A 20,568-nucleotide genomic window follows, 5' to 3' on the forward strand; every position below is an offset into this window, starting at 1 on the left:
GTTAGCGGCGAAAATTCCCCAAAACTCTATTCTTGCGCGACCGCAGGAGCAACATCATCGAGTCAAATTGCCGCCGCATTGCTGATCGACCTTGGCACAGTCGATATTCGCCGCGTGGGGACAAATCGCGGCGGATACTCGCAAGGGGTGTTCCGAGTAAAAACAATTGACCGTCGATTGCGCAGCGCGCGCAACGATGAGTCACGCCCAAGTCTAGGGAGAAAAAGGCATGAAGGAAGCCACCAAGGGGGCGGCCTCGGGAGCGCTCGCGCATATGCTGGCGGTGACGGCGATGCTCGTCATCGCCAGCATATTGTTCTACGGGCGTTAGTTGCGTTGAGTTTGAGCGTTTTCGTCGTTCCGGGGTGGCGTCTCGCACAGCGCCAGACCCAGAATCCCGTTCCAGGTTCGGTCCCCATGACCGCCCCCGAATGACGAATCAGGCTAAGGCCTCGTTCCGACGAAAGCGGGATGGGGCTTTAGTCTCGTAGCCCGGACGGAGCGCAGCGCAATCCGGGCTACGACGTCCAATCCCACTATTTCTGTTTTGCAAAGAACGGCACGAGTTTTCCGGCGAACGGCTTGAAGCTCGCGACGACCTCGTCGCCGATGGCGAGATCGTTCTCGCCATGCGCCATCATGCGGAAGCCTTCCGCGCAATCGACCAAGAGGATGTTGTAGGGCACGTGCGCGCGCGTCTCGGGCGTGGCGGCGCGGCAGACGAGAGAGGTCGCGTACACCCTGCCCTTGCCGCTGGTGCGTTGCTCGCACGGGTCGGCAGCTCCGCAGGCCGCGCAGAAGGCACGGTGGAAATACTGGACGTGGCCGCACGCGGTGCATGTCTGATAGGTGATGGCCTCTTCGCCCTTGGTCCAATCGGCCAGACTCATCGCACCCGCTCCAGGAACATGCTGACATGGGACGACAGCACGCCGCCGTCGCCGTGCAAGAGCGCGATCGAGCCGTCGCGAACCTGGCGATTCGCCGCCCGTCCCGTCATCTGCAAATGCGCCTCGACCAGATGCGCCATGGCGCCGCCGACGCCGCAATGTCCGTAGCTGAGCAGGCCGCCATGGGTGTTCAGCGGCATCGCGCCGTCCCGGCCGAAATGGCCTGATCGCACGCGGGCGGCCGCCTCGCCGCGGCCGGCAAGGCCGAGGTCTTCCAGCAGCATCGCGAGCGTGATGGTAAAGCTGTCGTAGATCGCGGCGTAGCGCACGTCGGAGATCGCAAGGCCCGTGGCCTCCTTGGCGCGCGCGATGGAGATTTCGGCGCCGAGTTCGCTGAGCGCCGGCGCGGCCGTGACATGCTGATGGGTATGCGCCTGGGCGCAGCCGCGGATGCGGACGCCAGCCTCGCCGGTCCGCTCGCGGCTGATGATGAAGGCGGCGCCGCCGTCGGAGACCGGACAGCAGTCCAGCAGCTTGAGCGGCATCGCCACGGGCTTGGAAGCCAGGACGTCGGCAACTGTGATGGGATCGTGGAATTGCGCGCCGGGATGCGTGCAGGCGTGGGCGCGCATCAGCACGGCGAATTCGGCGAGATCCTCCTCGGTGACGCCGTATTCGTGCATGTAGCGCGTGGCGACGAGACCGTAATAGGCGGGAATGGTCGGCCCCAGCGGCACCTCGTAATCAGGGTGTCCGACCTGCGCCAGCGCCTGGATCGAGGCGTCGCGGCTCTGCCCGGTGAGGCGATTCTCGCCGGCGACGACGAGCACATTGCGTGCGACGCCGGCCTCAACGAGGTGATGGGCGAGCATGGTCATCGCAAGGCCCGTTGCGCCGCCGACCTGGACCGCATGGGCGTAGGATGGGCGAATGCCAAAATGCTCGGCGAACACGGTCGCCAGCATGATGTGCGGTGAGACGGTGGAGTAGCCGCAGAGGATGCCGTCAATCTCGGCGCGCTGGAGGCCGGCGTCGTCGAGCGCGGCCTGCGCGGCCTTGCTCATCAGGTCGAGCGAGGATGAGCCTTCGTGCTTGCCGAAAAGTGTGAGGCCGACGCCGGTGATGAAGGTCATGCTCTCTCCTCCTCGTCATTCCGGGGCGCGCCGTTAGGCGCGAGCCCGGAATCCATACTCACGATGGTGGTTATGGATTCCGGGCTCGCGCCAAGTGGCGCGCCCCGGAATGACCGATGAAAGAGTTTGCGCCATCTCTTCCCCCTACTCCGGCGCCGAGCGCGTCACGCCGTCGCGAACCATGGCGGCGATCTCATCAGCGGAGTAGCCGATCTCGCGCAGAATCTCCGCGCCGTGCTCGTTGAGCCGCGGCGCCAGCCGCACCGGCTCGGCCTCGGTCTCCGACCAGTTTGCCGTCACCTTCATGCTGCGGATCGGCCCTTCGGTCGGATGCTCAACCACCGGGAAGAAGCCGGTCGCCTCGAGATGTGGATCATGCAGGATCGATGCGAGGTCGTGCATCGGCATCACAGGCACATCGGCCTTGGTCAGAAGATCAATCCACTCGGCGGTCGTGCGCGTCTCGAAGATGCGGGCGAGCTCGGCGTAGACGACGTCGATATTGGCGGCACGGCCGGCGAAGGTCGCGAATTTGGGATTGGCGCGCAAATCGTCGCGTCCCGTCGCGTTGAAGAAATTCTCCCACTGCTTGTCGTTGTAGACGATGACGCTGAGATAGCCGTCGGAGGTCTTGTACGGCCTGCGGTCGCGCGAGAGGTGGCGGGCGTAGCCGCCCTTGTCGAGCGGCGGCTCATAGGTGAGCCCGCCCATGTGGTCGCCCATGACGAAGCCCGCCATGGTCTCGAACATCGGGATGTCAACGCGCTGGCCGCGGCCGGTGCGGTCGCGGTGCACGAGGCTGGCGCAGATCGCGCCGACCGCGGTAAGGCCGACGATGCGGTCGACCAGCGCGTTCGGCACGTAGCGCGGCACGCCGTCGCCGGTCTGCGCCATCAGCGCCGGCAGCGCAGTGGCGCCCTGGATCAGATCGTCATAAGCGGGCTTTGCGGCATAGGGCCCGTCCTGGCCGAAGCCGAACACGCCGGCATAGACGAGGCGCGGATTGATCTTGGAGACGACGTCGTAGCCGAGCTGAAGCCGCGCCATCGCCTGCGGGCGGACGTTGTAGACGAGAACGTCGGCATCCTTCAGCAGCCGCAGCACGGCCTCGCGGCCCGCGGGCTTCTTCAGATCGAGGCAGATCGAGCGCTTGCTGCGGTTGGTGTTGAGGAACACCGGGCCCATCCCGGCATGGCGGGTCGGGCCGATCAGGCGGGTGACGTCGCCGTCGAGCGATTCCACCTTGATGACGTCGGCACCGTAGTCGCCGAGCATCTGGGTCGCATAGGGCCCCATCAGCACGGTGGTCATGTCGACGACCTTGATGCCCTTCAGCGGCCCCATGCGTTCGCTCCCGATTGCGCGGGCTCTCTGAAAGCGGCCCAGCGATTTCGGTCCAGCTAAAGGCAGCGGCGCCGCGCGCGCAAGGGCGGCCGGCGTATGGCCGCATGCGCAGGCCGGCGCGCCCGCTATTTCTTCTGGCGGGATTCGCGGATCTTGATGAGGCGGTCGAGCTCTTCGTTCTGCTGGTTGATGCGGTCGGCGATCCGCGACTCGTTCTGCTCGCCGGAGGCGGCCGCGGCCTGCTCGATCAGCTGACGGATATTGTCCTCGATGATCGCGATGCGGTCGTTGAGTGCTTCGAGAGAAATTGAATCTTCGTAGCCATTGCTCATGATGCTTTTCCGCAAATCAATCAGGAGCGTTAAGGTGGACAAAGCGAAGCGTGCCCACCTTGATTTAGCGCAAGGAAAATGGTGGGCACGGCGCTTTCGCGCCTTTGCCCACCCTGCGCGAGCTTACTTCAGCGGCTCCAGCACGGAGACGTAGTTGGCGACCGCCGCGCCACCCATGTTGAAGATGCCGCCGAGCTTGGCGTTCTTGAGCTGCATGCCCTCGGGCGCCTGGCCGGCGAGCTGCATCGCGGTCATCACGTGCATGGAGACCCCGGTGGCGCCGATCGGGTGGCCCTTGGCCTTCAGGCCGCCGGACGGGTTGACCGGCAGCTTGCCGTCCTTGAGCGTCCAGCCCTCCTTGATGGCGCGGGCGCCCTGCCCCTTCGGCGTCAGGCCCATCGCTTCGTACTCGATCAGCTCGGCGACGGTGAAGCAGTCATGGGTCTCGACGAAGGAGAGATCGGACAGCTGCACGCCCGCCTTCTCCAATGCACGCTGCCAGGCAATCGTGCAGCCCTCGAACTGGAGGATGTCGCGCTTGGACATCGGCAGGAAGTCCTGGGCATGCGCGGTGGCGCGGAAGCCGATCGACTTAGCCATGCCCTTGGCGGTCTCGGCATCGGCCAAAACCAGCGCAGCGGCGCCGTCGGACACCAGCGAGCAGTCAGTCCGCTTCAGGGGGCCGGCGACATACGGGTTCTTCTCGCTCTCGGCGCGGCAGAAGTCGAAGCCGAAGTCCTTGCGCATCTGGGCGAAGGGATTGGCGACGCCGTTCTTGTGGTTCTTGGCCGCGATCAGCGCCAGCGCATCGGACTGGTCGCCGTATTTCTGGAAATAGGAGCTGGCGATCTTGCCGAACACGCCGGCAAAGCCGCCGACGGTGTCGCCGTCCTCGGGCAGATAGGACGCCTTGAGCAGGTTCTTGCCGATCTCAGGTCCCGGCGTACGGGTCATCTGCTCGACGCCGACAACCAGTACGATCTTGGCGGCCCCTGCGGCGATCGCGCGCAGGCCCTGGTGCACGGCGGCGGAGCCGGTGGCGCAGGCGTTCTCGACGCGGGTCGCGGGCTTGAAGCGCAGCTTCGGGTCGGCCTGGAGCACCAGCGAGGCGGTAAAATCCTGCGGCGAGAAGCCGGCGTTGAAATGGCCGAGCACGATCTCGTCGACGTCGGAGGCCGAAATGCCGGCATCGGCCAGCGCCTCATTGGCGACGCGGGTGACGAGGCTTTCGACGGTTTCGGTGTCGAACTTGCCGAACGGCGTATGCGCCCATCCGACGATGCTGGCGGTCATGGTCTCTTCTCCCTGGGGTCTCTTAGCCTGAGCTAAGTCTTAGCCCAGGGATGGCAAGACTTCACGCGGCTTTCAGGGCCTGGAGGGTGCGCTGGCAGATGGCAGTTATGCCGGCCCAGTTCCCCGCCCTGATCTCGGCCGTCGGACACAGCCAGGAACCGCCGACCGCGACCACATTGGGCTCGGCGAGCCAGGTCGCCGCATTGGCCTCGCCGACCCCGCCGGTCGGGCAGAACCGCACGTTCGGGAACGGCCCGCCAAGGGCGCGCAGGCCCTTGATGCCGCCGGCCTGCTCGGCCGGGAAGAATTTTGCCACGTCGAAACCGTGCGACAGCGCCAGCATCAGCTCGGAGGCGGTGGCGATGCCCGGCGCGAACGGCAAGGAGCTATGGGCGGCGGCCGCGAGGAGATCGGGGGTCAGGCCCGGGCTGATGCCGAAGGCGACGCCGAGCTTCTCGACACGGGTGAAGTCGGCTGGATTGAGGATCGTGCCGATGCCGACGACCGCCTCGGGGACCTCGGCCATCATCGCCCGCGCCGCCTCGATCGCAACGGGGGTACGCAGCGTCACCTCCAGCGTGCGGACGCCGCCGGCCACCAGCGCACGCGCCAGCGGCACGGCGTCCTGGATCCGCTCGATGGTGAGGACGGGAATGACGGTCGCGGCCTTGAACAGCGCGACGAGGTGGTTCTGTTGGGCAGCAGTGGGCATCTTGAGGATCTTTTCGTTTCACTTGGTCGCTTGACGCGTGGTCGCCGGCCGGTGCCGCTTCTTCGGCGGCATGGCATAGCCCGGAATGATGGCGCCGGGATAGCAGATCACGAGGCTGGCGAGGCGATGCCCGGCCTGGGCGGCCTCGACCGGCTCGGCGCCGGCCAGCCGGGCGGCGATATAGGCCGCGGCGAAGCTGTCGCCGGCGGCGGTGGTGTCGACGACCGGCTTGGTCATGGGTTCGGCACGGACCTCGTGGGTTCCGCCGGGGAAACGCAGGATGCTCACCGGCTCGGCGAGGCGGAACACCAGCTCGGGCGTCGGGATGCGCGCCATCAGCTGCTCGTGGCTCTCGCCGGGATAGAGCGCGAGCAGATCCTCGGTCGAGGTCAGCACGATGTCGGCGGCCGCAAACGCCGTGGCAAACACCTCGCGCGCGACGTCGCGATCGGGCCAGCCGCGTGCGCGGAAGTTGGTGTCGAACACGAAGCGGGTGCCGAGCAGGCGCGCGCGCTTGATCGCCGCGAACAGGCGCTCGCGACCAGGGGCGTCGTAGATCGAGAGCGTGATCGCGGAGAGATAGACGATATCGTAGCTCATCAGCGAGTTGAGCAGCTCGTCGGTCTCCGGCAGGCTCATCAGCTGGCGCGCGGCCGCACTGTCACGCCAGTGGAAGAACTGGCGCTCGCCCTTGGCATCCGTCTGGATCATGTAGAGGCCGGGCAGCTTGCCCGGCAGCCGCACGACGCGGCGGGTGCCGACGCCCTCCGCATTCCAGGCCGCGATCATCTCGTCGCTGAGCGCATCGTCGCCAAGCGCGGTGAGATAGTCGACCTTGATCTCGAGCCGCGCCAGATACACCGCCGTATTGAGGGTATCGCCGCCGAAGCCGCGCGAATACAGGCCGCCGCCCTGCCCGGCCTGCCCACCTTGAGCCTGCCGGAGCTCGACCATGCATTCACCGATGCAAGCAACGCTCGCCATCGTCATATCCACGCTGTTCATCGGTTAGATCAGGCGACGAAATTACCGCCGAGCTCGTCTTCGATGTGAATGCGGATGATGTCGTCGAAGGACTTTTCTTCGGTGGTGAAGCCGAGCTCGCGCGCACGCTTGGCCTCGAAGTTGCGCGGCCAGCCGCCGACGATGCCGACGATGAACGGATCAAGCTCGTGCTTGATGCGCGCGGCGACCTTGTCGCCGGCGACGCGCCTCAGCGCTGCGATCTGCTCGCCGACCGTGGCCGAGAAGCCGGGCATGGTCAGGTTGCGGCGCGGGCCGACCTTGGCGAGATCCATGGTGCCGGCATGGAGCAGGAAGCCGACGGCGGAGCGCGGCGTGGCGTGCCAGTGGCGGACGTCCTCGGACACCGGAAGGATCGCCTCCTTGCCAGCGAGCGGCTCGCGCAGGATGTTGGAGAAGAAGCCCGATGCCGCCTTGTTGGGCAGGCCGGGCCGGATGCAGATGGTCGGCAGGCGGATGCCGATGCCGTCGAGGAAGCCGCGGCGCGAATAATCGGCAAGGAGCAGCTCGCCGATCGCCTTCTGGGTGCCGTAGCTGAGCAGCGGGGTGTGGAAGAACTCGTCGCCGATGGCGTCCGGGAACGGGGCGCCGAACACCGCGATGGAGGACGTGAACACCACGCGCGGCTTGTAGCCGCCGCCGGCGAGGCGGATGGCGTCGAGCAGCATCCGCGTGCCGTCGAGATTGATGCGATAGCCCTTGTCGAAATCGAGCTCGGCCTCGCCCGAGACGATCGCGGCGAGATGGAAGATCACGTCCGGCCGGCCGGCGATCAGCTCCTCGGCCGCGCCGGGGACGGCGAAATCGCCCGAGACGGTCTCGACGGGGAAGCCGGCCTTCTCCGGCTTCTTCGGCTCAACCACGTCATGCATGGTCATTTTGGTGATGTCGCTCTTGCCGAGCCGGCCGTCGCGCAGCAGCCGTTCACACAATTTACGGCCGACCATGCCGGCGGCGCCCAGAACCAGAATGTGCAAGAGCCTACTCCTTCTTATTGGCCGGAACGCGTCAGGCTAGACGCGCTCTCATGACGGCCCCGCTGGTCATTCCTTCACGGCGCCGGTCATCGCCGAGACATAATGCTCCACGAAGAAGGCGTAAAGGATGACGAGCGGCAGCGAGCCGGCCAGCGCTCCCGCCATCAGCGACCCCCAGCGATAGATGTCGCCGTCCACGAACTCGTTGACGATCGCGACCGGCACCGTCTTGTTGCTGGTCGATTGCAGGAAGGTCAACGCGTAGATGAACTCGTTCCAGCACAGCGTGAAGCAGAAGATGAAGGCCGAGATCAGGCCGGGGATCGCGAGCGGCAGCACGATCTTGATCAGGATCTGCCAGCGGCTCGCCCCGTCGATCAGCGCGCATTCCTCGAGCTCGAACGGGATGGTCTTGAAATAGCCCATCAACAGCCAGGTCGAGAACGGGATCAGGATGGTCGGATAGGTCAGGATCAGCGCCAGCGGCGAATCGAACAGGCCGTACTGGAACACGACGGTGGCGAGCGGAATGAACAGGATCGACGGCGGCACCAGATAGGCGAGGAAGATCAGCCCGCCGACGAGATTGGCACCCTTGTAGCGCAAGCGCACAATGGCGTAGGCCGCGAGTACAGATGCGATGATCGAAAGCACCGTCGCACAGACGGCAACGTACATCGTGTTCCAGAGCCAGTGCGGGTAGTAGCTCTCGAACAGCAACTTGTGGAAGTGCTTGAACGTCGGATTCCAGGTCCAGAACGGATTGTACCTGTCGAGATCAAGCAGTTGATCGTCGGGTTTCACCGACGTCAGCGCCATCCAGTAGAACGGGAACAGCAGGACGATGACGATGATCGCGAGCGGCAGATAGAGCGTCACGATCCGGCGGGGCACCGACTGCAGGTAGCTCATGCCCTCGCTGTGGTCGGCCGTAGGCGCCGAGCCCGACAGCACATTCTTGAGATCGATGGATCTGGTAGGCAGGTCAGTCATTGCTCTCTCCCTGCTGCCATTTCCGGCGCTGCAACCCGAACCAGGACACCATGATCGCGGCAAGCAGGAACGGGATCATCGCACTGGAGATCGCGGCGCCCTCGCCCAGCTGCCCGGCGATGATCGCGCGCTGGTACGACAGGGTCGCCATCAGATGGGTGGCGTTGACCGGGCCGCCGCGGGTCATGGCCCAGATCAGCTGGAAGTCGGTGAAGGTGAACAACACCGAGAAGGTCATCACGACAGCGATGATCGGCGTCAGCAGCGGATAGGTGATGTACCGGAAATTCTGCCAGCGCGTGGCGCCGTCGAGCGTTGCTGCTTCATAGAGCGACGGCGACACCGTCTGCAGGCCTGCAAGCAGCGTGATCGCCACGAAGGGCACGCCGCGCCAGATATTGGCGAAGATCACGCAAATGCGCGCCCAGGTCGTGTCACCAAGGAAGTTGATGTTCTGGTTGATCAAGCCGAGGTGCTTCAACGACCAGGAGATGATCGAGAATTGCGAGTCGAAGATCCACCAGAAGGCGAGCGCCGACAGCACCGTCGGCACGATGAAGGGGATCAGGACCATCGCGCGCAACATCGCCTTGAACGGCATGTTCTCGTTCAGCAGCAGCGCGAGATAAAGCCCGATCGCGAATTTGAGGGCGCTGGCGACGAAGGTGTAGAGCAGCGTGTTGAACACCGACAGCCAGAAGATGGAATCATCCCACAGCCACTCATAGTTCTCCGTCGCGATGAAGTGCCCCACCCTGCCGATGCGGGTGTCCGTGAAGGACAGCCAGATGCCGAGCCCCAGCGGATAGGCCAGGAAGAAGATCAGGAACGCCATGGCCGGCACCATGAACCAGAAGCCGAGCCAGTTGCGATTGTGTTTGAGCTGGGTCCAGGCGCTGTCCTCGCTCATCTGAGGCTTGGCCCGGGGAATTGCGACATCAGCCATGCCCGATATCCCTGATCGAAATGTTGACGAGCGGGCGGCCGGGATGGCCGCCCGCCCCGTGACCGTCAGCGATAGATGCGCTTCAGCTGGCGCTCGGCTTCCGCCATCGCACCCTTGGTATCCTTGGCGCCGGTGCAGTAGTTGGCGAACATGTCGACGACGATGAAGTCGGCGATCGCGGTCGCCGCCTTCTCACCGACCGTGCCGATGCCGGACGCCGGCAGCGTGCGCTTGGAGGCCTGCGAGAACACGTAGTTCTTCGGATCCGCGGTCCAGATCGGCGCCGACTCGTAGGCGTTCAGGGTCTGCGTGAGATAGCCCTGTGCGCCGTCCAGCCACTTCTCGTAGTTCTCCTTCTCCAGCATGAAGGCAACGAAGGCCTTCGCCGCGTTCGGATATTTGGTGAAGTTGAAGGCGAGGATCGGCAGCGCAAGCTGCAGCTCGGTGGGCTTGCCGACCGGGCCGACGGGCCAGAGCGCGTGATAGGTGTCCTCGGCAAGCTCCTTCTTGGACGCATCGGTCTTGGCGGCCACGTAGATCGAGATGCCGTTCGCCGTGCAATAGAGCTCGCCGGCGAGGTACGCCTTATTGTTGGAGGAGTCGTTCCAGGACGGGGTGCCCGGGATGAAGCTGTCGTAGAGCGCCTTGCAATATTCCAGCGCCTTCGCCGTTTCCGGCGAATTGATGATGATCTTGTCGTTCTGGTCGACCGTGTAGGCCCCGTGGCCCCACAGCACCCAGTGCAGCCAGGAATTGCCGTCGCCCGAGGCGTGACCGAGCGCGAAGCCGGCAGGCGTGTTGTTGGCCTTGAGGGCCTTGCACATCTCGAGGAAGCCCGGGAAGTCCTTCGGGAATTCCTTGAAGCCGGCCTTGTCGAGCGCCGACTTGCGGTAGGTCATGTAACCGCCGTTGGTCGCGACGGGAATGCCGAGCCAGTCGTCGCCGAGCTTGCAGGTCTTGGCGGCCGCATCGGTCCAGCCGCCATATTTCTTGCCGAGATAATCGGCGACGTCGTTCATCTTCAGCACTTTGGTGGGGAAGAGCTGCGGCAGCGTGTGCAGACCCCAGGCGAGATCGAGGCCCGAGCCGGTATTGGCCGCAACCGAGGCCTTCGGCTGCACGTCCTCGAAGGACTCGCTGAACACGTTCATCTCGGTGCCGGTCGCGGTCTTGAACGCCGCCACCATCGCGTTGAACGCATCGTCTTCCGCCGGCACGAAGCGCTTCCACCGCATCACGGTCAGCTTGGCGCCCGGCTCCGCCTTCCAGGGCGCGCTCTGCGCCCAGGCCTTGGCGAAGTCGAACAGTGCCGGACCGGTCAGCATGCCGGTCGCGGCCAGAGCCGTTCCGCCTTGAAGCAGAGTCCGGCGGGTAAAGTCTTGCATGTCGTCCTCCCTGTGATTCTTTTTTGTTGTCTTAGTCTTTGTTGTCTTAGTCTTCTACGCGTTGAGGCGTTTGCCTGTCGCGTCGTCGAACAGATGAACCAGCGACGGATCTGGCTTCAGCCGGACCTTGTCGCCCGGGTTGAACTGGTGGCGCTCGCGGAACACCGCGACGACCTGCTCGCCGCCGACCTTGGCGAACACCTGCGTCTCCGAGCCGGTCGGCTCGACGACGATGATCTCGGCCTCGGCGCCGTCATCGGCGATGGTGAAGTGCTCGGGCCGCACGCCGTAGACCGCGGGACGGCCATCGGACGCAGCGGGTGCGTTCTTGAGCGGCAGCTTGACGCCGTTCGGCCCCTCGAAGGTCGCAACGCCGTTGACGCGCACATGGCCCTTCAGGAAGTTCATGGCGGGGGAGCCGATGAAGCCGGCGACGAACTGATTGTCCGGTTTGTCGTAGAGCTCGAGCGGCGTGCCCATCTGCTCGACGATGCCATCGTGCATGACGACGATCTTGTCGGCCATGGTCATGGCCTCGATCTGGTCGTGGGTGACGTAGACGGTGGTCGTCTTCAACCGCTGGTGCAGCTCCTTGATCTCGGTGCGCATGGCGACGCGCAGCTTGGCATCGAGGTTCGACAACGGCTCGTCGAACAGGAACACTTGCGGGTCGCGCACGATGGCGCGGCCCATGGCGACGCGCTGGCGCTGGCCGCCGGAGAGCTGGCGCGGATAGCGGTCGAGCAGCGGCGACAGCGCGAGGATCTCCGCGGCGCGCTTGACGCGCTTGTTGATCTCGTCGGAGCTGGCGTTCCGCAGCTTCAGCGAGAAGCCCATGTTGTCGGCGACCGTCATGTGCGGATAGAGCGCGTAGTTCTGGAACACCATCGCAATGTCCCGCTCCTTGGGCTGGACATTGTTGACGACGCGGTCGCCGATCGAGATCGTGCCGGAGGTGATGTTCTCGAGACCGGCGAGCATGCGAAGCAGCGTCGACTTGCCGCAGCCGGAGGGGCCAACCAGGACAACGAACTGTCCGTCCTCGATCGGGATCGTCACGCCGTGCAGGACTTCAAAATTGCCGAACGATTTCCGCACGTCGCGGATTTGCACAGACGACATCTAGCTCCCTCCTCGAAAGTCCACGACGCCTCTAGCGCCGCGACCGTCTTGTTTTTCAGACTTCGCCAACCCGAAGCCCGAACTTAGCAGGCTATATTGTCGGCAGTTTGTGCGGTTTTGGCAATTTGTCTTTGGTTAGTCGTTGCTGGTAGCGCTGTCAACGATCCTTTGGTTTCGACATTGGCTATGCTAAGAGCAGCAAATGGGTCGAAAACGCACCAAGTCAGGCAAAATCCGGCTGGCCGAAGTCGCCGAGCTTGCCGGCGTCAGCCCGATCACCGCGTCCCGCTTCTTCCGTAATCCGGAGGCGCTGTCGATCGCCAAGCGGACGCGGGTCGAGAGCGCGGCCAAGGAGCTCGGCTACGTGCCGAACCTGGCGGCACGGGCGCTCGCCTCGCAGCGCACCGAAGTGATCGGCGTCCTGATCCCATCGCTCACCAACAACGTGTTCTCGGACGTGCTGCGCGGCATCTATGACGCCTCCGAGGGCAGCCGCTACTCGATCCAGTTGTCCAACACGCGCTACAGCATCCTCCAGGAGGAGAAGCTGCTGCGCCTGTTTCTGGCGCAGAAGCCGGCCGGGCTGATCGTGACCGGCATCGACCAGACTGCGGAATCGCGCGCGATGCTGGAGGCGGCCGACTGCCCGATCGTGCAGATCATGGAGATCGGGCCCAATCCGGTCGACATGATGATCGGCTTTTCGCACTACGATGCAGCCCGCGCGGCGATCGCGCACCTGTTCGCGCAAGGCCACCGCAAGATCGGCTTCGTCGGCGCGCGCATGGATCCCAGGGTGCAGCGGCGGCTGGACGGATATGTCTCGGCCATGAAGGATGCCGGCCTGTTCGAGCAGCGCCTCGTCGTCACCACGGCGACACCGACCTCCGTGACGCTCGGCGGCGCCCTGTTCACCGATCTCCTGGCGCGAGAGCCCGGCCTCGACGCGGTGTTCTGCGCCAATGACGACCTCGCACTCGGCGTGCTGTTCGAATGCCGGCGAAGGGAGATCGCGGTGCCCGAGCAGATCGCGATCGTCGGCTTCAACGACCTCGAATTCATGGCCTCCGCCGTCCCTACGCTCACCAGCGTGCGCACCAACCGCTACGAGATGGGCAGGACCGCCGCCACCATGCTGATCGACGCGATCGACGGGCGGCGGCCGGAGCAGCCGGTGCTCGATCTCGGCTTCAGGGTGATCGAGCGGCAAAGCTCGTCGGCGCGGCGTTCGGACAATCGGCCAGCCACATCTGGCGGGGGCGCGGCGAACAAAATGGTAGCGTTACCAAGCAGCCATGACTAGTATCGGACTTGTGAGGAAACGACCCGCCAACGGGCAGGCCCACCATCGCTCACACCGTTGGGCATCGCACAAGCCGACACCACAAAACGGACGCCAGTGCGTTTGCATTGCAGGAGAAACCAATGACAAAAAAGCCAACCAATGGGCATGCAGGCGCCGGTAACGGCACCCGCCGCCACCTCCGCTCGCAGGAATGGTTCAACAACCCGCATAATCCAGGCATGACCGCGCTCTACATGGAGCGCTACCTGAACTACGGCCTCACCCGCGCCGAGCTGCAGTCCGGCAAGCCGATCATCGGCATCGCCCAGACCGGCAACGACCTCTCCCCCTGCAACCGCCACCACATCGAGCTGGCGCATCGCGTCCGTGAAGGCATCCGCGAGGCCGGCGGCATCGCGATGGAATTCCCGACCCACCCCATTCAGGAGACCGGCAAGCGCCCGACCGCGGCGCTCGACCGCAACCTCGCCTATCTTGGCCTCGTCGAGATCCTCTACGGCTATCCGCTCGATGGCGTGGTGCTGACCACCGGCTGCGACAAGACCACGCCGGCCTGCATGATGGCCGCGGCGACCGTGAACCTGCCCGCCATCGTGTTGTCGGGCGGCCCGATGCTGAACGGCTGGCACGCCGGCGAGCGCACCGGTTCCGGCACCATCGTCTGGAAATCGCGCGAGCGGCTTGCCGCCGGCGAGATCGACTATGAAGAGTTCATGGAGATCGTGGCGTCCTCGGCGCCGTCGGTCGGCCATTGCAACACCATGGGCACCGCCTCGACCATGAACGGCCTCGCCGAAGCACTCGGCTTCTCGCTACCGGGCTGCGCGGCGATCCCCGCCCCCTATCGCGAGCGCGGCCAGATCGCCTACGAAACCGGAAAACGCATCGTCGAGATGGTCTGGGAAGACCTGAAGCCCTCGGACATCCTGACCCGCAAGGCGTTCGAGAACTGCATCGTGATCAATTCGGCGATCGGCGGCTCGACCAATGCGCCGATCCACATCAATGCCCTGGCCCGCCACATCGGCGTCGAGCTGTCGATCGACGACTGGCAGAAGCACGGTCACGACGTGCCGCTGCTGGTCAACATGCAGCCGGCCGGCTTCTATCTCGGCGAGGAATTCCACCGCGCCGGCGGCGTGCCGGCCGTGGTGCGCGAATTGATGAAGCACAAGCGCATCCACGAGGACGCCATCACCGTCAACGGCCGCGGCATCGGCGAGAACTGCAAGGATGCGCCCAAGCCCGACAACGACGTGATCTGGGCCTACGACAAGCCGCTGGTGAAGGACGCCGGCTTCCTGGTGCTGAAGGGCAATCTGTTCGATTCCGCGATCATGAAGACCTCAGTGATCTCCAAGGAATTCCGGGATCGCTATCTCAGCAACCCGAAGGACCCTAGCGCATTCGAGGGCCGCGCCATCGTGTTCGAGGGTCCCGAAGATTATCACGAGCGGATCGACGATGCCTCGCTCGACATCGACGAGCACTGCGTACTGTTCATCCGCGGCACCGGGCCGATCGGCTACCCCGGCGGCGCCGAGGTCGTGAACATGCAGCCGCCGGCGGCACTGATCAAGCGCGGCATCCTGTCCCTGCCCTGCATCGGCGACGGCCGGCAGTCCGGCACCTCGGGCTCGCCCTCGATCCTGAACGCCTCGCCGGAAGCGGCCGCCAATGGCGGCCTCGCGATCCTCAAGACCGGCGACAAGGTGCGCATCGACCTCAACAAGGGCAGCGCCAACATTCTGATCTCGGATGAGGAGCTGAAGAAGCGCCACGCCGAGCTCAAGGCCAATGGCGGCTTCAAGCATCCGCCGAACCAGACGCCGTGGCAGGAGATCTACCGCAACACCGTCGGCCAGCAATCGACCGGCGCCTGCATGGAGCTCGCCACGCGCTATCAGAACGTCGCCGGCACGTTTGGCGTGGCGCGGGATAATCACTGACACTGTCATTCCGAGGCGCGACGAAGTCGCGAACCCGGAATCCATTGACCCACCGACGCTGCGGCCCGATGGATTCTCAGATGCGCAAGTGCGCATCGTAGTTCGCGCCAAGAGGCGCGCCCCGGAATGACGACAGAAAATTCAGAGGAGAGAAAAAATGGCAGACCGCCTCAAGGGAAAGCGCGCCGTCGTCACGGCTGCGGCAGCAGGCATCGGGCGCGCATGCGCGATCGCCTTCGCGCGTGAAGGCGCAACCGTCATCGCCACCGACATCAACGAGGCCGGCATCGCTGGCTTGACCAAGGAAGGCATCGCGGAGGTCGCCAAGCTCGACGTCCGCAACACCGCCGACGTCAACGCCTTTGCAAAACGCATCGGCAAGATCGACATCCTGCTCAACGCGGCCGGCTTCGTGCACCACGGCACCATCCTGGAGTGCTCGGAGGAGGATTTCGACTTCTCGTTCGATCTCAACGTTAAGTCGATGCACCGGACCATCAAGGCCTTCCTGCCCGACATGATCGCGGGCGGCGGCGGCAGCATCGTCAACATCTCGTCCTGCGCGGCCTTGCGGCCGCCGGCGAACCGCTACGTCTACAGCTCGTCGAAGGCGGCGGTGTCGCTGCTGTCGCGCGCGGTCGCACTCGACTTCATCACCAAGGGCATCCGCTGCAACTCGATCTGCCCCGGCACCGTCGAGACCCCCTCGATGCTCGACCGCGCCGCCGCGCAGGGACCGCAGGGCAAGGAGATGTTCATCTCGCGCCAGAAGATGGGCCGGCTCGGCACCGCCGAGGAGATCGCCTCGATGGCGGTCTATCTCGGCAGCGACGAGAGCGCCTTCACCACCGGCGTCGACCTCGTCGTCGACGGCGGCTACATGCTCTGACACCTGGGGCACCCGGCATGAACAAGATCGATCTCAATGGCCGCGTTGCCGCCGTCACCGGCGGCGCGCAGGGCTTTGGCCGCGCCATCACCGAGCGCTTCGTCGCCTCCGGTGCCAAGGTCGCGATCTGGGATTTTGACGCGGCGCTGGCCGAGAAGACCGCGAAGGAGATCGGCGACAACGTCCGCGTCTTCAAGGTCGACGTCACCGATACCGCCGCCGTCGAGCAGGCCCGCGATGCGACGCTGGCCGCCTTCGGCAAGATCGACATCCTCGTCAACAATGCCGGCATCGCCGGCGTCAACAAGCCGGTGTGGGAGACCGATCTCGAGGAATGGCGCAAAGTCCTGCGCATCAACCTCGACGGCCCCTTCATCTGCTGTAAGGCCATCGTGCCCGAAATGCTCAAGCAGAAATACGGGCGGATCGTGAACATCGCCTCGATCGCCGGCAAGGAAGGTAATCCGAACGCCTCGCATTATTCGGCATCCAAGGCCGGCCTGATCGCGCTGACGAAATCGCTCGGCAAGGAGCTCGCCGCGCATGACATTCTGGTGAATGCTGTGACGCCGGCCGCGGCGAAGACCGCGATCTTCGACCAGATGACGCAGCAGCATATCGACTTCATGCTGTCGAAGATCCCGAAAGCGCGCTTCGTGCAGGTGGAAGAGCTCGCCGCGATGGTGAGCTGGCTCGCATCCGAAGATTGTGCCTTCTCCACCGGCGCGGTGTTTGATATTTCGGGTGGACGGGCGACCTACTGAGGCATGGACCTGAGACATGGGCCGCCCGAGGGGGCGGACCATGCAATTTCGGCGACGAGACTTCGTGAAGCTCGCAGCGGGCGCGCTGCCGCTGCTGTCGCACCCAGCGCTCGCGCAGCTCGCGCCCAACCCGCCGAGCATTCGCCCGCCCTCGCCGGCCGAGCGCGGCGCCATGGCGCGGCTCGCGCGCAGCTTCATGGACAAATACGACGTGCCGGCGCTGTCCTTTGCGATCGGCTATGCCGGCACTGTCGTCCACGAGGATGCGTTCGGTCTTGCGGATCGCGAGCGCAACGAGACCGTGACGCCGCGGCATCTGTTCCGGATCGCCAGCGTCAGCAAGATGATCACCTCGGTCACGATCTTCCGCCTGATCGAGGAGAACCGCCTCAAGCTGACCGATCGCGTGTTCGGCCCGGGCGCGCTGCTCGGCACCGATTACGGGCAGCCGCCCTACTCTGCCGGCATCGACCAGATCACGCTCGAGCATCTGTTGACCCACACCGGCGGCGGCTGGAGCAACGACAATCGCGATCCCATGTTCACCCATCCGCGGATGGATCATGCCGAGCTGATCGCCTGGACACTCGCCAACCGGCCGCTAGACCGGCCGCCGGGCCAGCATTACGCCTACTCCAATTTCAGCTATTGCGTGCTGGGGCGCGTCATCGAGAAGCTCACCGGCCAGCTCTATGCCGAGCATGTCCGCGGCGAGGTGCTGGCGCGCTGCGGCGTCACCGACATGACGATAGCGGGCAACACGCGCGACCAGCGCCAGGCCGGCGAAGTCGCCTATTACGGCCAGGGCGAAAGCCCCTACGACATGAAAGTGAGGCGGATGGATTCCCATGGCGGCTGGATCGCGACACCGTCGGATCTCGTCCAGTTCCTGATGCATGTCGACGGCTACACGAGGCCCGCGAACATCCTGCGGCCGCGCACCATCCAGGTCATGACCAGCGCGCCCAGCTACAGCCCGGACTATGCCAAGGGCTTCTGTGTCAACAAATTCGGCAATTGGTGGCACAATGGCAGTCTGCCGGGCACGAGCACGATCGCCGTGCGCACCCATGGCGGCTTCTGCTGGGCCGCCTTCACCAACACCAGACGCGGGAATTCCAACATGGATGGCGATCTTGACGATCTCAACTGGAGCATGGCGCGCCAGGTCGGCGAATGGCGGGTGGCCTGAGCCATGATCCGGGAAGGCGGATGCCTGTGCGGCGCGGTGCGGTTCAAGGCGGAGGGCGAGCCGCTCAACGTCCGCATCTGCCATTGCCGCTTGTGCCAGAAGGCGATGGGCTCGCCGTTCTTCGCCCGCGCGCAGTTCGACCAGCGCGCACTGACGGTCGAGGGCGAGACCGAGCGCTATGCGTCGTCCGAGAACATCGACCGCGTCTTCTGCAAGCGTTGCGGCACGCGCCTGTTCGCCTGGCGGCGCAACGGCACGCTGGCCGGTGTCTCGCTTGCGACCTTCGATGATCGCAACGCCTTCACGCCGACCGAGCACATCTGGGTGAGCGAGAAGCTCGCCTGGCTGAAGCTCGACGACGGTCTGGTGCAATATCAGGGGACCATCCCGACCTGATGTCAGGGCTGGCTTGAAGCAGACGCGTTCGCCGACGGAGCACGTTCGCCCGTCGTGGTCGCGATCCAGATTCCGGCAAACACCGCGACGATACCGGCCGCGAGATTCCACCGCAGCGGTTCGTGCAGCAACCAGGCGCCGACCAGCGAGGCCGTGATCGGGTTGACCGTCACCGAGATGGCGACGCGCGTCGGCGTCGTCCGCTCCAGCGCGAAGGCCCAGAGATAGAAGGTCAGCGCCGCGCCGAACGCTCCGAGATATGAGGCCGCCAACCATTGCGGCGCGCCGAAGCTTGCGACCGGCGCAAAGCTGCCGCGGACATACGAGAGCAGGATGAGGCAGGCCGCGCCCGCCGCCATGCTCATCGTGGTGAAGGCGATCGGGCTGGAGCGGCGGATCAGCGGCTTCGACCAGATGCCGTAGAGCGCCATGCATAGCGCAGCTGACATCATCAGGAGATCGCCGCGCCAGGCGGCCGGCGGGGCCGAGGTCAGGTCGGTGAGCAGCGCAACCGCAACGCCCAGCGTCGCGATCACGACACCGATCGATTTGCGCCAGGTCAGGGCTTCGGCACCGAGTGCGGCCCCGATTACAAGCGACAGCAGCGGAAGCGTCGACAGTGCGAGCGCGCCGCGCGCGGCGGTCGTGAAGATCAGCGAGGCGTTGAACAGGATCGGGAACACGGCGAAGAACAGAATGCCGAGGGCGAAGGCGGCCGCCCAGTCGCCACGCCCCGGCCAGCGATCACCGCGCAGCAGCGTCAGCGGCAGCAGCAGGAGAAAGCCGATGCCGAACCGGAACGAGCCGATCGCGAGCGGGTCGATGCTGCCCACGAGGTAGCGCGTGGCCCCGATCGAGGTGCCCCCAAGGCCGCTCGACAGCACCGCGGCCAGAACGCCAAAAGTCTCGCCCACGCTCCCTCCCCCAACTGCTTTGCGGGCCAGCATATGAGGCGCGCCGAAACAGGGAATGGAATTTCCTTCATGCCAGGATAAGTTTTCATCATGACTGCACCTATTCTCGATCCCGACCTGCTGAAGGCGTTTGTCGCCATTGCCGAGCATCGCTCGTTCACACGCGCTGCCGCGACGCTCCACCGCACGCAATCGGCGGTGAGCGTCCAGATCAAGCGCCTGGAGCTGCGGCTTGGTGCAAGGCTGTTTCAACGCACCAGGGCGGGCGTCTTGCTGACCACAGCAGGCGACGAACTCCTCGTCTATGCGCGGCGGCTTCTCGACCTCAATGCGGAAGCAATCGATGCGCTCCACGCACGCAAGCGCGAAGCCGTGGTCCGCCTCGGCGTGATGGAGGATTACGGCACGATCATCATTCCACCCTTGCTCGCGCGCTTTGCCAAAAACCATCCGGACGTCAGGGTCGAGATCGAGACCGGGCTGACCGCGACCATGCCGGCAAGGCTCGGCGAGGCCTATGACCTCGTCATTGCCATGCACCCGGAAGGACAAGGCGCCGGCGAGCTGCTGCGGCGCGAGCAGGCGGTGTGGGCGGCAGCCGCGTCCTATCCAGTCAGAGCGCGCGATACGCTGCCGGTCGCGCTCTATCCACCAGGCTGCCTGTTTCGGCAATGGGCCGCGGAGGCCCTCGATGCCGCCGGCCGGTCCTGGCGGCTCGCCTTTGTCAGCCGGACGCTGGCGGCGGTGGAAGCGATCGCGGCGCAGGGCCTTGCGATCACGGTCGTGAAAGCCGGCACCCTGCCTCCTCGCCTGCGCGCCGTGTCGGACGGCCTGCCGCCGCTGCCGGGAGCGGACATCCGCCTCCACCGCGCGCGCAACCTGTCGCGTGCGGGCGGCCTGCTGGCGGATCATCTACAGCTTGGGATTTCGCAACTGGCGTCCCATATCCTGACCTGACGCGTTGCCTCACCACCGGATTGGCCGGGTTGGCTGCAAGGCCATGAGGTA

The 20,568-nt window shown here is 65.1% G+C and carries 20 protein-coding genes; 7 read left to right on the forward strand and 13 right to left on the reverse strand.

Annotated features, from left to right (window positions below):
- Nucleotides 1-536: 536 nt before the first annotated feature.
- The 12 genes from BRAGE_RS0119185 to BRAGE_RS0119240 form a co-directional block, all read right to left on the reverse strand.
- Entirely contained in the window at nucleotides 537-890 is a 354-nt protein-coding gene (locus BRAGE_RS0119185; RefSeq protein ID WP_027557408.1) for a Zn-ribbon domain-containing OB-fold protein, read from the reverse strand.
- Nucleotides 887-2,023, reverse strand: coding sequence for a thiolase family protein (locus BRAGE_RS0119190; protein ID WP_027557407.1), 1,137 nt, complete (start codon nucleotides 2,021-2,023; stop codon nucleotides 887-889). Before BRAGE_RS0119190 ends, BRAGE_RS0119185 begins: the two co-directional genes overlap by 4 nt.
- Before the next feature lie 144 nt (nucleotides 2,024-2,167).
- Nucleotides 2,168-3,367 carry a CaiB/BaiF CoA transferase family protein gene (locus BRAGE_RS0119195; RefSeq protein ID WP_027557406.1) on the reverse strand — a complete coding sequence of 400 codons (1,200 nt, stop codon included), beginning with the start codon at nucleotides 3,365-3,367 and terminating at the stop codon, nucleotides 2,168-2,170.
- A 125-nt stretch (nucleotides 3,368-3,492) separates the two neighbouring features.
- Entirely contained in the window at nucleotides 3,493-3,699 is a 207-nt protein-coding gene (locus tag BRAGE_RS0119200) for a hypothetical protein (RefSeq protein WP_027557405.1), read from the reverse strand.
- 123 nt (nucleotides 3,700-3,822) lie between these two features.
- Nucleotides 3,823-4,992 carry an acetyl-CoA acetyltransferase gene (locus tag BRAGE_RS0119205; protein ID WP_027557404.1) on the reverse strand — a complete coding sequence of 390 codons (1,170 nt, stop codon included), beginning with the start codon at nucleotides 4,990-4,992 and terminating at the stop codon, nucleotides 3,823-3,825.
- A gap of 61 nt (nucleotides 4,993-5,053) precedes the next feature.
- Nucleotides 5,054-5,704 carry a bifunctional 4-hydroxy-2-oxoglutarate aldolase/2-dehydro-3-deoxy-phosphogluconate aldolase gene (gene eda, locus BRAGE_RS0119210; protein WP_027557403.1) on the reverse strand — a complete coding sequence of 217 codons (651 nt, stop codon included), beginning with the start codon at nucleotides 5,702-5,704 and terminating at the stop codon, nucleotides 5,054-5,056.
- A gap of 18 nt (nucleotides 5,705-5,722) precedes the next feature.
- Nucleotides 5,723-6,688 carry a sugar kinase gene (locus BRAGE_RS0119215; RefSeq protein WP_027557402.1) on the reverse strand — a complete coding sequence of 322 codons (966 nt, stop codon included), beginning with the start codon at nucleotides 6,686-6,688 and terminating at the stop codon, nucleotides 5,723-5,725.
- Nucleotides 6,689-6,717: 29 nt separating this feature from the next.
- Complete coding sequence (gene denD / locus BRAGE_RS0119220) at nucleotides 6,718-7,704, reverse strand: D-erythronate dehydrogenase (RefSeq protein WP_027557401.1); 987 nt, start codon at nucleotides 7,702-7,704, stop codon at nucleotides 6,718-6,720.
- A 66-nt stretch (nucleotides 7,705-7,770) separates the two neighbouring features.
- The gene (locus BRAGE_RS0119225) at nucleotides 7,771-8,697 is read right to left on the reverse strand and encodes a carbohydrate ABC transporter permease (RefSeq protein ID WP_027557400.1); all 927 of its coding nucleotides are present in this window, start codon (nucleotides 8,695-8,697) and stop codon (nucleotides 7,771-7,773) included.
- Complete coding sequence (locus BRAGE_RS0119230) at nucleotides 8,690-9,607, reverse strand: carbohydrate ABC transporter permease (protein WP_181411695.1); 918 nt, start codon at nucleotides 9,605-9,607, stop codon at nucleotides 8,690-8,692. The genes BRAGE_RS0119225 and BRAGE_RS0119230 overlap by 8 nt, the downstream gene beginning before the upstream one ends.
- 101 nt (nucleotides 9,608-9,708) lie before the next feature.
- The gene (locus BRAGE_RS0119235) at nucleotides 9,709-11,028 is read right to left on the reverse strand and encodes an ABC transporter substrate-binding protein (RefSeq protein WP_027557398.1); all 1,320 of its coding nucleotides are present in this window, start codon (nucleotides 11,026-11,028) and stop codon (nucleotides 9,709-9,711) included.
- A gap of 54 nt (nucleotides 11,029-11,082) precedes the next feature.
- Nucleotides 11,083-12,150, reverse strand: a complete 1,068-nt coding sequence (locus BRAGE_RS0119240; protein WP_027557397.1) for an ABC transporter ATP-binding protein — start codon at nucleotides 12,148-12,150, stop codon at nucleotides 11,083-11,085.
- A 202-nt stretch (nucleotides 12,151-12,352) separates the two neighbouring features.
- Between BRAGE_RS0119240 and BRAGE_RS0119245 the strand changes: the two genes are divergently transcribed.
- From BRAGE_RS0119245 to BRAGE_RS0119270, 6 genes are all read left to right on the forward strand, one after another.
- The gene (locus tag BRAGE_RS0119245) at nucleotides 12,353-13,453 is read left to right on the forward strand and encodes a LacI family DNA-binding transcriptional regulator (protein ID WP_027557396.1); all 1,101 of its coding nucleotides are present in this window, start codon (nucleotides 12,353-12,355) and stop codon (nucleotides 13,451-13,453) included.
- Nucleotides 13,454-13,575: 122 nt separating this feature from the next.
- Nucleotides 13,576-15,405, forward strand: coding sequence for an IlvD/Edd family dehydratase (locus BRAGE_RS0119250; RefSeq protein ID WP_027557395.1), 1,830 nt, complete (start codon nucleotides 13,576-13,578; stop codon nucleotides 15,403-15,405).
- 157 nt (nucleotides 15,406-15,562) lie between these two features.
- On the forward strand, nucleotides 15,563-16,294 hold the full coding sequence (locus tag BRAGE_RS0119255) for an SDR family oxidoreductase (protein WP_027557394.1): 732 nt from the start codon (nucleotides 15,563-15,565) through the stop codon (nucleotides 16,292-16,294).
- A 17-nt stretch (nucleotides 16,295-16,311) separates the two neighbouring features.
- Complete coding sequence (locus BRAGE_RS0119260; RefSeq protein WP_027557393.1) at nucleotides 16,312-17,058, forward strand: SDR family NAD(P)-dependent oxidoreductase; 747 nt, start codon at nucleotides 16,312-16,314, stop codon at nucleotides 17,056-17,058.
- A 64-nt stretch (nucleotides 17,059-17,122) separates the two neighbouring features.
- Nucleotides 17,123-18,250 (forward strand): serine hydrolase domain-containing protein, encoded by a 1,128-nt coding sequence (locus BRAGE_RS0119265; RefSeq protein WP_231164345.1) that lies wholly within the window; start codon nucleotides 17,123-17,125, stop codon nucleotides 18,248-18,250.
- Between the two features lie 3 nt (nucleotides 18,251-18,253).
- Entirely contained in the window at nucleotides 18,254-18,646 is a 393-nt protein-coding gene (locus tag BRAGE_RS0119270) for a GFA family protein (RefSeq protein ID WP_027557391.1), read from the forward strand.
- A 2-nt stretch (nucleotides 18,647-18,648) separates the two neighbouring features.
- Here the strand turns inward: BRAGE_RS0119270 and BRAGE_RS0119275 are convergent, their stop codons facing one another.
- The gene (locus BRAGE_RS0119275) at nucleotides 18,649-19,560 is read right to left on the reverse strand and encodes a DMT family transporter (RefSeq protein WP_035729861.1); all 912 of its coding nucleotides are present in this window, start codon (nucleotides 19,558-19,560) and stop codon (nucleotides 18,649-18,651) included.
- A gap of 90 nt (nucleotides 19,561-19,650) precedes the next feature.
- Here BRAGE_RS0119275 and BRAGE_RS0119280 point away from each other — a divergent pair, with 90 nt between their 5' ends.
- Nucleotides 19,651-20,517 carry a LysR substrate-binding domain-containing protein gene (locus BRAGE_RS0119280; RefSeq protein WP_027557389.1) on the forward strand — a complete coding sequence of 289 codons (867 nt, stop codon included), beginning with the start codon at nucleotides 19,651-19,653 and terminating at the stop codon, nucleotides 20,515-20,517.
- Nucleotides 20,518-20,568: the final 51 nt, after the last annotated feature.

The sequence above is a fragment of the Bradyrhizobium genosp. SA-4 str. CB756 genome (assembly GCF_000473125.1).
Classification (GTDB): domain Bacteria; phylum Pseudomonadota; class Alphaproteobacteria; order Rhizobiales; family Xanthobacteraceae; genus Bradyrhizobium; species Bradyrhizobium arachidis.